The organism is Clostridium sp. MSTE9 (assembly GCF_000277625.1).
Classification (GTDB): Bacteria; Bacillota; Clostridia; order Oscillospirales; family Acutalibacteraceae; genus Faecalispora; species Faecalispora jeddahensis.
The window spans coordinates 1-12842 of record NZ_AKFU01000033.1 but is presented as its reverse complement, the minus strand read 5'-3'; the positions used below and the strand labels follow the sequence as shown (position 1 = coordinate 12842).

14 protein-coding genes are annotated in these 12842 nt (G+C 51.7%); 6 read left to right on the top strand and 8 right to left on the bottom strand.

Translation table 11 applies throughout. The features are described from left to right. Positions 1-2 precede the first annotated feature (2 nt). On the bottom strand, positions 3-851 hold the full coding sequence (locus HMPREF1141_RS07760) for an AraC family ligand binding domain-containing protein (protein ID WP_009062943.1): 849 nt from the start codon (positions 849-851) through the stop codon (positions 3-5). Positions 852-1124: 273 nt separating this feature from the next. On the opposite strand from HMPREF1141_RS07760, the gene HMPREF1141_RS07755 reads away from it, so the two are divergent. Both HMPREF1141_RS07755 and HMPREF1141_RS07750 read left to right on the top strand, forming a co-directional pair. Then, a complete protein-coding gene (locus HMPREF1141_RS07755; RefSeq protein WP_242824573.1) occupies positions 1125-1571 on the top strand; it encodes a hypothetical protein in 447 nt (148 codons plus the stop codon). Between the two features lie 698 nt (positions 1572-2269). Further along, positions 2270-4504, top strand: a complete 2235-nt coding sequence (locus tag HMPREF1141_RS07750) for a UvrD-helicase domain-containing protein (RefSeq protein ID WP_242824572.1) — start codon at positions 2270-2272, stop codon at positions 4502-4504. A 511-nt stretch (positions 4505-5015) separates the two neighbouring features. Here the strand turns inward: HMPREF1141_RS07750 and HMPREF1141_RS07745 are convergent. Both HMPREF1141_RS07745 and HMPREF1141_RS07740 read right to left on the bottom strand, forming a co-directional pair. Next, entirely contained in the window at positions 5016-5672 is a 657-nt protein-coding gene (locus HMPREF1141_RS07745) for an undecaprenyl diphosphate synthase family protein (protein ID WP_035316764.1), read from the bottom strand. Positions 5673-5908: 236 nt separating this feature from the next. Continuing rightward, positions 5909-6340 carry a cupin domain-containing protein gene (locus HMPREF1141_RS07740; RefSeq protein WP_242824571.1) on the bottom strand — a complete coding sequence of 144 codons (432 nt, stop codon included), beginning with the start codon at positions 6338-6340 and terminating at the stop codon, positions 5909-5911. Positions 6341-6682: 342 nt separating this feature from the next. Between HMPREF1141_RS07740 and HMPREF1141_RS07735 the strand changes: the two genes are divergently transcribed. Further along, on the top strand, positions 6683-6898 hold the full coding sequence (locus HMPREF1141_RS07735; protein ID WP_009063172.1) for a hypothetical protein: 216 nt from the start codon (positions 6683-6685) through the stop codon (positions 6896-6898). 263 nt (positions 6899-7161) lie between these two features. Further along, positions 7162-7356: a hypothetical protein gene (locus HMPREF1141_RS07730; protein ID WP_009062939.1), complete on the top strand. Its 195-nt coding sequence runs from the start codon at positions 7162-7164 to the stop codon at positions 7354-7356. A gap of 58 nt (positions 7357-7414) precedes the next feature. On the opposite strand, the gene HMPREF1141_RS07725 is transcribed toward HMPREF1141_RS07730, so the two are convergent. Beyond that, complete coding sequence (locus tag HMPREF1141_RS07725) at positions 7415-7732, bottom strand: AbrB/MazE/SpoVT family DNA-binding domain-containing protein (protein ID WP_009062914.1); 318 nt, start codon at positions 7730-7732, stop codon at positions 7415-7417. A gap of 370 nt (positions 7733-8102) precedes the next feature. After that, positions 8103-8339 carry a hypothetical protein gene (locus tag HMPREF1141_RS07715; RefSeq protein ID WP_242824570.1) on the bottom strand — a complete coding sequence of 79 codons (237 nt, stop codon included), beginning with the start codon at positions 8337-8339 and terminating at the stop codon, positions 8103-8105. Between the two features lie 151 nt (positions 8340-8490). Here HMPREF1141_RS07715 and HMPREF1141_RS07710 point away from each other — a divergent pair, with 151 nt between their 5' ends. Next, a complete protein-coding gene (locus HMPREF1141_RS07710; protein WP_347475790.1) occupies positions 8491-9981 on the top strand; it encodes a recombinase family protein in 1491 nt (496 codons plus the stop codon). 69 nt (positions 9982-10050) lie between these two features. Then, complete coding sequence (locus tag HMPREF1141_RS07705; RefSeq protein WP_009063056.1) at positions 10051-10716, top strand: hypothetical protein; 666 nt, start codon at positions 10051-10053, stop codon at positions 10714-10716. Between the two features lie 169 nt (positions 10717-10885). Here the strand turns inward: HMPREF1141_RS07705 and HMPREF1141_RS17520 are convergent, their stop codons facing one another. The 3 genes from HMPREF1141_RS17520 to HMPREF1141_RS07695 form a co-directional block, all read right to left on the bottom strand. Continuing rightward, positions 10886-11047: a hypothetical protein gene (locus HMPREF1141_RS17520; RefSeq protein ID WP_009062929.1), complete on the bottom strand. Its 162-nt coding sequence runs from the start codon at positions 11045-11047 to the stop codon at positions 10886-10888. Between the two features lie 151 nt (positions 11048-11198). Then, complete coding sequence (gene nrdR, locus HMPREF1141_RS07700) at positions 11199-11657, bottom strand: transcriptional regulator NrdR (RefSeq protein ID WP_009062936.1); 459 nt, start codon at positions 11655-11657, stop codon at positions 11199-11201. 84 nt (positions 11658-11741) lie between these two features. Beyond that, positions 11742-12473, bottom strand: a complete 732-nt coding sequence (locus tag HMPREF1141_RS07695; RefSeq protein ID WP_009063140.1) for a sugar phosphate isomerase/epimerase — start codon at positions 12471-12473, stop codon at positions 11742-11744. Positions 12474-12842 lie beyond the last annotated feature (369 nt).

Below are 12842 nucleotides of genomic sequence, written 5' to 3'. Positions count from 1 at the left end.
GATTACTCCTTCTCCGCCTTTCGTGCGGACTCGGCAAATTTGCTGGGAGGAACTCCTTTGAGCTTCCGGAACACCCGCGAAAAATACAGCTGATCGGAAAAACCGGAGGAATACGCTGCCTCCCCCACCGAAAGATTCTCGTTTTTCAGCAGATCGGCCGCCTTATTGATGCGGTATTTGGTCAGGTACTCGTTCGGGGTCATATCCGTATGCTGCAAAAACAGCCGGTACAGGTGGCTGCGGCTGATTCCCGCGTTGGCCGCGATCTGTGTAATATCCAGATCCTCGCGCGAATAGTTGAAATCAATAAACTGGATCGAGCGCTGCACGTAGGCATAGCCGGTATCCTTGCGGCAGTTGTGGTCGCCGTGCAGCACCATCAGCGCTGCGAGAAAGCGAAGCAGCGCCGCCGTCATCTGGGCCTCGTTGCTGGGATTCGGCCCCGTTGCGGTGTAAATGTCGTTGAGCATATTCTCCATGGCGCTGTCTTGATCGTAATGGAACAGCGGCGATTCCTCCGAAAGCCCGGTCTCTTTGACAAGGCGGCTGGCATCCGCGCCGTTGAAGCCCACCCAGCAGTATTCCCACGGCTCATTGTGATCGGCCTGGTACGAAGAGATCACCCCGGGAACCACAAGAAAGCCGTCCCCGGCGGAAAGCGTGTATTTTCGTTTTCCGCTGTCAAACGTTCCTTTTCCAGAAAGAATGTAATGGATCAGATAATGATCGCGGACTCCCGGCCCCCAGGAATGATCGGGCGCACAGCGCTGCAGTCCGGAGCGGTATACGGCCAGACCCAGACTGTTCTGAAAAGGAGTGCGGAAAGAACGCTTGAACTTTTCGTTTTCCACCGTACGGCCCCTCCTCTGCCAGAATGATTTTCACATTTATTATAAAGCCTGCCACCTAAGGATGCAACGATAAACTTTGCGAAAAGCTGTGATTGCTTTCTGTGAAAAAGAATTGAAATCACGCAGAAGATCGGGTATAATAACTTTAATTGGGATTTTATTCTACGTCAGGACACAGGACAACCTCCTGACATCGGCCTGAAACCGGGCCATGCGCCCGAATGACGGCACCCTCCCGAACAGAATACTTATTAAGAAATGGGGATGTTTTTGATGGAGGCTACACAGCTTCAGATTTTCACCGTAATATCGGCAGTCGCAGCAATTGCGGCACTGGCCGTGCTGATCGTTTTGCGCGGTACCCTGCAAAAGCTGAACGAATTGAATGAAAAACGCGAAATGGCATTGCGTCAGGCACAGGCCGCGCCCACGGCGCCCGCAGCCGCTCCCGTTTTGAGCCAGCAGACTGCCGTTCCGGCACCCGCGCCGATGGCTGCTCCGGTTCCGGCAGCTGCGGCTGCGCAGGGAATTACCGGTGAAATTCTGGCTGTCATCGCAGCGGCGGCTTACACGCTGTACGATGTACCGGTCTCCGCAATTCAGTCGGTTACTCTGGCAGAGCCTGCTCCGCTTGCAGTTGCCGCTGCCCCTGCTCCGGCTCCCCGTACCCGTTCCACATGGGCTACTGCCGGTTTGCTGGAGAACACCCGCCCATTCTGATTTGGGTCCTGTTTCGGAGGCACCCGGGCCGAAAGGCTCGGGTGCTTTTTTGGAATCGGTGATTTGCTATTCACTGCAAAATAGAGTATACTGAATGTTATAGCGTAAACGAACGCAGCGCTTTCAACACCCGAGAAAGCATTGAATCATCTGCCTTGTGGTTCCGGCCGCTTGAGCAGCTTTTTTTGTGGGCATTCTTTCAAATTTTATGATATAATAAATTTATGCCGCAAACAAAAGTAATGCCTCTGGCGGCTAAGAGCGCATTGAATCATCAGTTGAGTGATTCTGAGAATTTAGATAAAATTTTCGGAAGTTTTTTGATGATCTATGATATAATAATCTCATGGCATGAGCGAAAGCAAAGCTTTCGATGCCTGAGAGAACATTGAATCATCAGCTTGCTGATTTCAGCGTCTGCGGTTTGCATGTTTGTCAGCTTGCTTGATGTTTTATGATATAATAATTTTTGAAATCGGCCAGAGCGCCAAAACAGCCGGCATGCAAAACGGAGCTCCCGCCCTGCAGGCTGCCGAAAACCATGGCGGAACCGGCCCGATGAAAGGGCAGGCTCCCTTTTTCTGTGCCTTCCGTTTCAGGAGTATGCACAGCCACGGCGATTTGGGGATTGCCAAAGGAATGCTAAGGCGCGGGATTTCCCGCCGGTACAGGAACGAAATAGGAGGATTGTATTGAATATGTCTATACAGAATGAATCGCTGCTTGCGCAGAATTTTTCTAAGATGAATCCCAGACAGCAGGAGGCCATCCGGCACAAAGATGGACCTCTTTTGATTTTGGCGGGAGCCGGCAGCGGAAAAACGACCGTTCTGGTCAACCGTGTTGCGTATCTGATTCAGGAAGGGTGCGACCCTTACCGGATCATGACCATCACCTTCACGAACAAAGCGGCGGGCGAACTGAAAGACCGCCTGGTTGCCATGCTCGGCGAACACGGCAGTCAGGTGTGGGCCTCTACGTTCCATTCCACCTGCGCGCGCATGCTGCGCCGCGATGCGGACAGACTGGGATATACTCCTCACTTCACCATTTACGATACCGACGATTCCCGCAGGGTGATGAAGGACTGCCTGAAGGCTCTGCAGATCGACGAAAAGGAACTGCCGGTCAAATCTGTTCTGGGTGAAATCGGGCGCGCAAAGGATTCTCTGGTAGACGCGGAGGAATTCGCGGGCCGGGCCGGGGACGATTTCCGTCTCAAGCGGATCGCGGAAGCATACCGGATGTACCAGAACCGCCTGAAAACCTCTGACGCGATGGACTTTGACGACCTGATCTTCAACACGGTCGAGCTGTTCCGCGCCTGCCCGGACGTGCTGGAATACTACCAGAACCGCTTCCACTACTACATGGTGGACGAGTACCAGGACACCAACCATGCCCAATATCTGTTTGTGTCGCTGCTGGCGCAGAAAAATAAGAATCTGTGCGTTGTCGGCGATGACGACCAGAGCATTTATAAATTCCGCGGCGCAACCATTGAAAACATTCTCAGCTTTGAAAAAACGTTCCCGGGCACGAAGGTGATCCGGCTGGAGCAGAACTACCGCTCGACCAAAAACATTCTGGACGCGGCCAACGCTGTGATTGAAAACAATACCCAGCGCAAGGGAAAATCGCTGTGGACGGAAAACGCACAGGGCTGCCCGCTGTACCTGCACACCTCGTTCAGCGAACAGGATGAAGCGGATTATGTCGCGACGCATATTCTGGAGGGAGTGGCAAAGGGACGCAAATACTCTGACTTTGCCGTTTTGTACCGGATGAACTCACAGTCGAACTCCCTGGAAAAAATGATGGTGAAATCGGGTATTCCCTACCGGATCGTCGGCGGCGTGCGCTTTTACGACCGCAAGGAAATCCGCGACATGCTGGCATACCTGAGCGTGATCAACAACCCCTCGGATGAGGTTCGTCTGCGCCGCATCATCAACCAGCCAAAGCGCTCCATCGGTGAAAAGACGATCGCGCAGGCGGTGGAAATTGCGCGTGAAACCGGCATGCTTCTCTTCGACGTGATCAACAGCGCCGAGGATTTTGAGCCGCTGCGCCGTTCCGCGGCAAAGCTGCAGACCTTCGCTCACCTGATTCAGGAGCTGATCGAAGCATCGAACCATTCCGAGGTTTCTTTAAATGATCTGTACCAGCTGATTCTGGAAAAGACCGATTACATTGCTTCCCTGCGCGCGGAAGAAGATGACGCGCAGGACCGCGTGGACAATATCAACGAGCTTTCTTCCAGCCTGATCAAATATCAGGAAGAGAATCCCGATGCTTCTCTCTCCGGATTTTTGGAGGAAGTTTCGCTGTTTACCGACATCGATCAGCTTGATTCGAACACCGACCAGGTGGTGCTGATGACGATGCACTCCGCAAAAGGTCTGGAATTCCCCGTGGTATTCCTGCCCGGTCTGGAGGACGGCCTCTTCCCCGGGATGCAGGCGATCTACAATCCCTCCGAAATTGAGGAGGAACGCCGGCTGGCCTATGTGGCCATCACCCGTGCCCGCGAGGAGCTGCACCTGACGAACGCGGAAAGCCGCATGATCTTCGGCTCCACCTCGCGCAACAAGCCGTCGCGCTTTTTGAATGAGATTCCGGAGGAGCTTGTGGAACGCACCCGTTCCAGATCGTGGAAAAAGCCGGAGCCCGGCACGGATCTGCCGACCTCGGCTTATGAAGCCCGTACGATCTCCATTCACGCCGCGCGCCAGTTCGGCCCCGTGGATATCCCCACGCAGAAATCCACCCAGTGCTACCAGACGGGCGACCGCGTGGAACACAAGACCTTTGGCGTCGGACAGATTCTCTCCGTCACGCCCATGGGCAACGATAATCTGCTGGAGATTGAGTTTCAGCAGGTCGGCACCAAAAAGCTGATGTCTAATTTTGCCCGCCTGACAAAGCTGTAAGCGCCGCGCAAAAGACGGAACCGATCTTCCCGAGCGGGTGGAAAAGCCCGTGGCGGGACAACGGGAAAATGCCGCTGGAGCAATATTGTCCATGCCGCTGTTCTTTGTGATAATTACCCTGTAACAAAATTGAATCTGAGCCATAAAATGTTATAGAGAACATGGGAAATTAACCTGTTAGGAGGAACATTTTATGGCTCAAGATTTTAATATTGCGTCCGAAGAGCGCGGAACAGGATGCTTTAAAGAAGCTGTTTGCATTGACGCCATGCGTATCTATGATTCGTGCAGCGAATAAGAGTGTGCATCGTATAGAACGGCCCACCCCTGCCGGGATAACCGGCGAGGGTGGGCCTGTTTGATTTTTATTTTGGGTTTGAACGGTGTTCCTTCCGCCCTCCCCGACCCTTGATCTATGAGAGGCCGGTTCTTCGGAGTGTATTCGGATTTTGGCAGATCGCTTGAGAACCCTCTATTCAAACCATTTTGTACACTTACCAAAGGACAGAGTTTATCCTCCCAATGTCACATCCTGATTCTGGTACCAGTCCAGCGCCTGGTATAAATCATCCGGACTAAAATCCGGCCACATTTTATCCAGGACATAAAAGTCGGCGTAAATGGACTGCACCGGCAGAAAACCGCTCAATCGCCTTCGATCTCCCCAGCGGATGATCAGGTCAATTCTTGAAATATCGGAAGAGGCGATTCTTTGGCTCAGCTTCTTGTTCCCCAAAGAGCGGTCCTCCAAAGAATGATTCAAATCCCATTCCCATCCGTAATTGACCAGAAAATTGACATTGATCAGTCCCTGCCCCAAAGTGACGCGCTTGGTATAAGGAATCAACTCACTCGGGAACAACGGGGAGTCGGTATTCCCGATCACCAGCAAGTTTGCATCGCACTGAGAAAGCTCTAAAACCGCGTCAACACAGGCCTTCTGAAAAGCCTGTGTCTGCACCGAGGGGCGCTTCGTGTTATCCTGTGTAAATCCGTAAAAGGTGATTTCTTTGATCCCTAAGTCGACACATTGCCGGTAAAGCTCGAAGCCCGGTTTGATTCCGTGGGAATACCCGTCCTGCTTCTGCAATCCGTTGCTTTGCGCCCATCGCCTGTTTCCGTCCGGAATAATGCCGATATGTTGAGGTAATCTTTGAAACGTCCGCATACTGCAAATCCCTTTCCCCTACTAAAATATAGCATTATAATTGAACAAATAAAAGCAAACTATTCTCCGCGAAAGGTAAAAAATTCCGCAGCCGGGATTCCATCCCCGTCTGCGGAAAAATCATTCCTTAGAAAGGATATAAAAAATCGGGGCAGGATACTTCCCCGATCCTGTCCCTTTGCGTTCAAAAAGCCAGCCCTTCACACACAATGGGAATGATCATACGGCTCGGCTCTTCATTTCATAGATGGATTTGATTTTATTTTCTCCTCTTGGTGTTCGGCAGCCAATGCGTCGGCCTTTGTCTTGTGAACCGTACCGTGCGGATGATGGGGCGGCGCATAAATCGTATACAGCTTTAAAGGAACATTTCCTGTATTGACCAGGTTATGCCATGTACCCGCCGGTACAAAGATGGCGCAGCCGCAAGAAACACACTTCTGTAAACTCAGATTCTCTTTACCGGTTCCCATTTTGACGACGCCATTTCCCTGCTCAATCCGTAAAAACTGATCGGTGTCAGGGTGAATCTCCAGCCCGATATCTGCGCCGACCGGAATGCTCATCAGCGTTGCCTGCAGGTATTTCCCTGTCCACAATGCGGTACGATAGTTGTTATTTTGTTTGGTGGCCGCTTCGATATCAACTACGAACGGCTGCGGACCCATATCTGTTATTTTACAATCAGAATGACAATAGGAATTGGAAGACCTGTTATTCATAATACCGCTTCCCCCTCTCTTTCACATAATATGAGAAAAAAGGAAAATGTTTATCTGGGCTGAAAAAACGCCCAGTACCCATGGGGGTTTTCTGTTTCTTTGGCCTGTATCATCGCTGCGCAGCTTCCCTACAGGGGAACTGTGCGCTAAATTGCCCCTGGTTTGTTTCCTGAAAATAAGTATCGAAAGGACTTGACCGTCAACAAAATATCTTTCATGAGAAATGCATGGACGAGTTAAGAACACCCGCATATTATGTACTACAATCTTAAAAAAGGAGGCAAGGACATGGCAAGAACATCTGCCGATTTTTGGAATGAAAGAGTTTCCGGAAACAACGATAGTGAGAGTCTCAGCCGCAGCAGCAATAATGGGTCAAGCTGTGACCGTGAAAGTTCAAAGGCGTTAAGGAACATTCTGTCCCAGCTGGATGATCTGAACAATTCCGATTTACGTCTGCTCGACGATATCATCGAAAGATTATTGTGCGAACGCAGGTGCTAAAAGCAATATAGCAAACTAACCTCATTGTTCGTAGAAAAATCAGTACTGATCCGACAGGATGGGTACTGATTTTTTCTTTTGACTGCCAATCTTCCCAGACCGTCTGCCCATTCGCCGGAAAGGCTGTTTGGAATCCTCTTCGCTCTCTTGCCTTTGCTCCACAGATTGTCCGCATGGCCGCCGCCAACAGACCTTTGCGCTGGAAATCGCCGACTGGTATTCAAAATAGCGATCGCAGAATAATATGGAGTGAGGTGAATGACATGCTGAAAGATTGTAGCCCGGAAGAGTTATCCTATTTATCCACAAGCTTTGCGGTAGCAATTGCAAAAGGACAGGATATTCATTCTTTAAGGGTATTGTGCAGCTTTTTTACAAATGTCATTGCCACCTTGAATGTGATCATTAATCAGCAAGCTCTGATCGATCATCATCGACACAGGCGCTTTGACGAATGACGAACACCGCATGCTGGCGCCCGCTTTGATTTCTTGCGGGCAACGATCCCAAAAAGCATCACGGGCCACAGTTGTCTTTCAGATCACTGAGGTTGGTGATCTGCCGTATCCGAGAAAAGGCCTCGTGAACATTAAACAGCTGTCTCGCCTCATAAGAAAGGGTTAATTGATTGATCTCTTTTAAACGCCGGCGCAGCTCCTCATTGGTTACAGCAAGGGGATCCGGCTTATATGCTTTGATTACAAGGCCATTGTCCTGACCGATTATTTCGAGAGGATCCCCAACTTCCCATCCCAGTGTACGGCGCAGTTCCTTTGGGATGACAATGCGGCCTGCTAAATCAATGTTTCTAACGACGCCTGTAAACTCTTTCATACTCCAAATCCCTCATTTCACAAATTTTAGCGGCAGGCCGGAATGCGAATCCTCCCAAGCCTCCTGTTTCAGCCCGAATTCCAGGTTTCTATCCTTTATGATTCCTTCCGTTCAAAGGATCATTACGAACGATATCGGATGCCGCCGGGAAGCTGGAAACTCGACGGCCGACTGAACCAGTCCATTTTACCATAAGTTCGCCTCCTGTAGGTGCACCGATTGTTTCTTTTTATGGCTGAAACGCACACGAATGATTTCCCGGATTTTCTGTTGGATTTGCATGGGCGCCGTGCAGGCCCGCCGGTCAGGCACGGGCAGGCTTGTCCGGTTTTCGGCAGCCCAATGCGGCCGCATCGGGCACATTTCCCCATCACTCACCTGATTGCTCCTGCTCTTTAAGCTTTCTTTCGCGGTAGCTGCAGTAATTCTCTTTGTTGCCTTCCCAGTCCGGTTCGACTGCGGTTTTGCAGCCGTTCAGACGGGACAACCCCATTTCAAGCGCCGCCTGAAACGCGGCCCGGTTCTTTGCGACGTCCTCGGCCGTACCGGGCAAAAAACGCACGATCACTGTGGGGGCCCCCACCTCTTTCTTTTTCAAGCGGCTCACCTCCCGTTCCTCAAAATATGATCTTCCGCGATTGTCCTATGACTGAACCGCTGCTCCGGCAAGGCAGGAGGAATAAAGAGGAACAATCCCTCATACATAACTACCGGGCCGTGCAGGGAGTTTCGGCAAGAATCAGAAAGGAGGGAGCCGCATCGCAAACATAGCCATCTATCTGCGCAAATCGCGCGCGGACGACGCCGACGAGCCGGTGGAGGAAACATTGGAACGCCACCGGAAAACCCTCCAAGAATTTGCGGAAAAGAACGCACTGGCGATCTCGGAGCAAAACATCTACAAGGAGGTCGTTTCCGGCGATGCGCTGTACGCCAGGCCGGAAATGCTCCGGCTGCTGAAGGACGTGGAGGCGGAAAAGTTCAACGCCGTATTGTGCATGGATATCGACCGCCTGGGCCGCGGCTCCATGGCGGAGCAGGGCATCATTCTGGAAACGTTCAAAACCAGCGGCACCAAGATCATGACGCCGGTAAAAACGGTCGATCTGGATAACGACGCCGACGAGGATTACACCGAGTTCAAGACCTTTCTCTCCCGGCAGGAGCTGAAGATGATCAAGCGCCGCCTGAAAGCCGGTACCCAGCGGACCATCAAGGACGGCGGTTATATTGCCAACGCCCCGTATGGATATGAAAAGACCTACAGAAACAAAAAGCCCACCCTGAAAATCAAGGAGGACGAAGCGAAAATTGTTCGCCTGATGTTCCGGATGTACGTTGAGGAAGGCGCCGGCTGTCAGATGATCGCCGAAACGGTCAATGCCATGGGCGCCCGGCCGCGCCGGTCCGACCGTTTCGGCCGTTCCAGCGTGATGAAGATTCTCAAAAACAATGTGTATATCGGGAAAATTGTCTGGAACCAGAAAACACATCTGCGCAAGGGCAGCGGAAAAAGCATCGCCGTTTCCAACCCGAAAGAAAAATGGATCATCACGGACGGCATTCATCCGTCGATCGTCGACGAGGAACTTTTTGAGAAAGCACAGGAGATCTTTGAAAGGAGGCACCATCCCCCGTCTTACACCGGCCGGGTGGAAAACCCGCTGGCCGGGCTGATCTACTGCAAAAACTGCGGCGGCCTGATGCAGCGGCAGGTCATGAACCGAAGCCCGGAACCGTACCTGCTGTGCCAGAAGAAAGGCTGCGTCGTCTCAAGCCAGCTGCCGATGGTAGAGCAGGCGATCCTACGCGAGCTGGCGCGGCAGCTTCGGGAACTGCAGGCAAAGCAGCGGCCGGAGCAACAAACCGATCATCCCTATGCCCAAACGCTCGATTCAATCGACAGTGAGATCAGGGCCGCAAAAAAGCAGCTGGATGCCATCTGCGAGCTGCTGGAGCGCGGCACATATACGCCCGAACTGTTCCTGCGCCGCGAAGCCTCCATCAAAGAGCGGCTGGCGCAGCTCGACAGCTCCCGCAGGGAATTCGCCGCAAAGCTCTCGGTAAAGCCCGCCGCTGCGATGAGCGAGAGAATCGAGGAGGCGCTGCGGCTCTACCCCTCCCTGGACGCACAGAGCAGGAACCGGCTTTTGAAATCCATTCTCGAGCGTGCCACCTATTACAAAGAAAAAGACTGGAAGCCCGCACAGTTTCAGCTCGAGCTCTTTTTCAAGCCTCTTTACCTCTAAGCCGCACACTCCTGCGACAAAGACTGCTTAGAAGATTTGCGTGTATACTTTACGCCGGATAGACAGCAGTTGATCAACGAAGCGGCAACTGTCAAGATTAGAAATGTCGAGGTCATCACAGTTTATCTGGATCTGGAATCCGTGCCTTTCAACAAGGGCTTCTATTCCGTAGACATGACTTTCTTCTTTGACGTTGCATTGGATGTTTACTGCTCGCCTACCTCTGGTTCCGTTCAGGTGAACGGCATCGCCGTATTCAACAAAAAGGTGATTCTGTACGGCAGCGAAGGCAACGTAAAGATGTTCAGCTCCGACTGCGGGCTGGATGATCTGGAAGTTCAGTCCTGGGCCTGCCGCGCACTGCCCAAGGCAACAGTGCAGGTGGCAGAACCCGTCGCCCTGTCTGCCAGAGTGTGCGACTGCCCCGCAAATCCCTGTGAGATCTGCTGCCGCATTCCCGACTGCATCTGCAGAAGATATGGCAGTGATTTCGTAATGGATCCTGTTCGCCGCACAGTATATGTCACCATTGGTATTTTCACCATCGTGCAGATCGTGCGTAATGTGCAAATGCTGATCCCCGCTTACGATTTCTGTATTCCGGAAAAAGAGTGTGAGGCCACCTCGGATGATCCGTGCGAGCTGTTCCGCCGGATCGATTTCCCCACGGACGAATTTTTCCCGCCTAAGTCCGGGGACTGTGGCTGTGAGGACAGAGGCTGCCGTCAAAGGTAAACGGCCAAACCAACCCATGCACCCTCCAAATCGTCAAAAGCACTTTATGAATTTCAGGGTGGATTCCTCTCACGCGGGATCGCCCTGAAATTTTTTGCATACAAAAGCGCTCTCCCGGTCCTATCCGGAAGAGCGCCCGCCGCTGCGGCATATTTGCGTTCGGGTCAGATCAGGGCTCGATGATCGGACGAGCCTTCTCTTTTGTATGCTTCGCTTTCCCCTGCAGCTCCGGAACAGGCGGAACATCGTTTTTGGGCAGATGCGTTTTGTGGTTGCTCTCTGTTCCGTGCGGCTCTTTCGGGTCGGGCCTGCGCATTCCTGCTTTTGCCATAGACTTGCTCCTTTCGTTTGTTTTTCTTAGCATTCCCGCACCGCGCGGCACCATCCTTTTATTTTCATTCTAAAAAAACCGAGCTTATCCGCCAAACGCCAAAAGGGCCGGATGCAGAAAGCATCCGGCCTTGAAAAACAATCTCGCAGATTTAGCTGCGGTTCTTCACCAGCTTGTTCAGTTCGTCCATAAAGGTATTGAGATCCTTAAACTGCCGGTATACCGACGCAAAACGGACATACGCGACCTCATCGATATTCTTAAGCTTTTCCATCGCGTACGTTCCAATCAGACTGGAGGGCACCTCGCGATCCAGAGAATTCTGCAGCATCGTTTCGATCTCGTCCACAACGCGCTCAAGCGTATCGATAGAGACCGGGCGCTTCTCGCATGCACGCAAAAGGCCGTTGAGCAGCTTGTTGCGGTCAAACGTCTGACGGGATTTATCCTTTTTGATCACCACAATGGGAACCGTTTCGATCACCTCATAGGTGGTAAAGCGTTTGGCGCATTTCAGGCATTCCCTGCGGCGCCGGATTCTCTCGCCCTCGTCCGTCGGGCGGGAATCGATTACCTTGCTTTCCTCAAAACCGCAATACGGGCATTTCACAGATCATGACCCTCCTCTGTTCTTTTACAGCAACTTTTAAAATTATAGCATTATCTTTGCGTAATTTGCAATATTTTCGGCGATTTATTTCACCAATTGTTCTACAAAATGCCTGCTGTCGAGCAAATGGTCCAGATTCGGGAAGCTTTTCCGGTAAACCTCGATGATAAAATCGCCGCTGTACCCGAATTCATCCAGCAGCTTCATCAGCCGCGCATAGTCCATGGTGCCGTCACCGGGTAAAAGACAGTCGGATTTACCGTTGTTGTCATTCAGATGGATATGCACCAGCCGGTCCCCCATGGCACTGCACATCTCAAAGGGATCTTTGCCTGCGCGAACAGCCTGCTTGATATCGAATACAAAGCAGCAGCTTTCCCCCAGATACTCCCGCATCCGGCGGATAAAGCCGGGGTCTTCACTGCGGAAGCGGTTGACGTTCTCCTGAGCCACCTGAATCCCGCATCGGCGGCCAGCCTCAAAGAGCAGCGCATACCGCTCGAAGTATTCTTCTTCGCTCAGCGTGCTGTACAGGTAATCGCGCTGGCCGTGCAGCACCAGTATTTCGGCCCCAAGCCGGCCGGCGGCTTCAAAATATTTACGGTAAAAATCCAGAGAATCCGTAAAGCGGCTGTCGTAATCCGAAAAGAACATCATGCTTTCAAAGCCGGATGTAAAAGGGTGGATCGATTTGACAGCTGATCCCGAAGAATCCAGGATTGATTTTAAATTGTTCAGATAATCCTTCCTGAGCTCACCATACGTATTAAAAAAGATTTCGAATAACCGAAACCCCACATTGGTCAGCCGGGCCAAGGACTGGGCGGTCTCCTGCGGATACAGGCACGCCGTTGAAATACCGTATCGGATAAGCAGTCCCCTCCTTTGACGGTGATACTTGTACACAGGTACATAAGTTTATTATATCATCTGCTGCTCTCTTTGGTGCAACAAATAGGCAGAATCCCTTATTTTTCTAATGGCTGATGATTCCGTGCTTTCTTATGCCGTTCAAGCTAAAATGGAGTATTTGTTTCCTTTGCTTATTTAGAGATTCTTTCGTGCGGCTTCGCCGCAGGGAAAATTTCTTTTTTCTTCAGCTTGCCCCTCATGCCGGGGCGGGCACTTACTTTCGTGAAAGGACGAAAGTAAGCAAAGGCCTTCCAAAGGACACCTTTGGAATCC

Coding starts and splice junctions, on each gene's coding strand:
- HMPREF1141_RS07725 (WP_009062914.1), bottom strand. CDS start 7,732: ATGAAAGAGTTTACAGGCGTCGTTAGAAACATTGATTTAGCAGGCCGC.
- HMPREF1141_RS17520 (WP_009062929.1), bottom strand. CDS start 11,047: ATGGCAAAAGCAGGAATGCGCAGGCCCGACCCGAAAGAGCCGCACGGA.
- HMPREF1141_RS07755 (WP_242824573.1), top strand. CDS start 1,125: ATGGAGGCTACACAGCTTCAGATTTTCACCGTAATATCGGCAGTCGCA.
- HMPREF1141_RS07745 (WP_035316764.1), bottom strand. CDS start 5,672: ATGCGGACGTTTCAAAGATTACCTCAACATATCGGCATTATTCCGGAC.
- HMPREF1141_RS07740 (WP_242824571.1), bottom strand. CDS start 6,340: ATGGGTCCGCAGCCGTTCGTAGTTGATATCGAAGCGGCCACCAAACAA.
- HMPREF1141_RS07730 (WP_009062939.1), top strand. CDS start 7,162: ATGCTGAAAGATTGTAGCCCGGAAGAGTTATCCTATTTATCCACAAGC.
- HMPREF1141_RS07735 (WP_009063172.1), top strand. CDS start 6,683: ATGGCAAGAACATCTGCCGATTTTTGGAATGAAAGAGTTTCCGGAAAC.
- HMPREF1141_RS07750 (WP_242824572.1), top strand. CDS start 2,270: ATGTCTATACAGAATGAATCGCTGCTTGCGCAGAATTTTTCTAAGATG.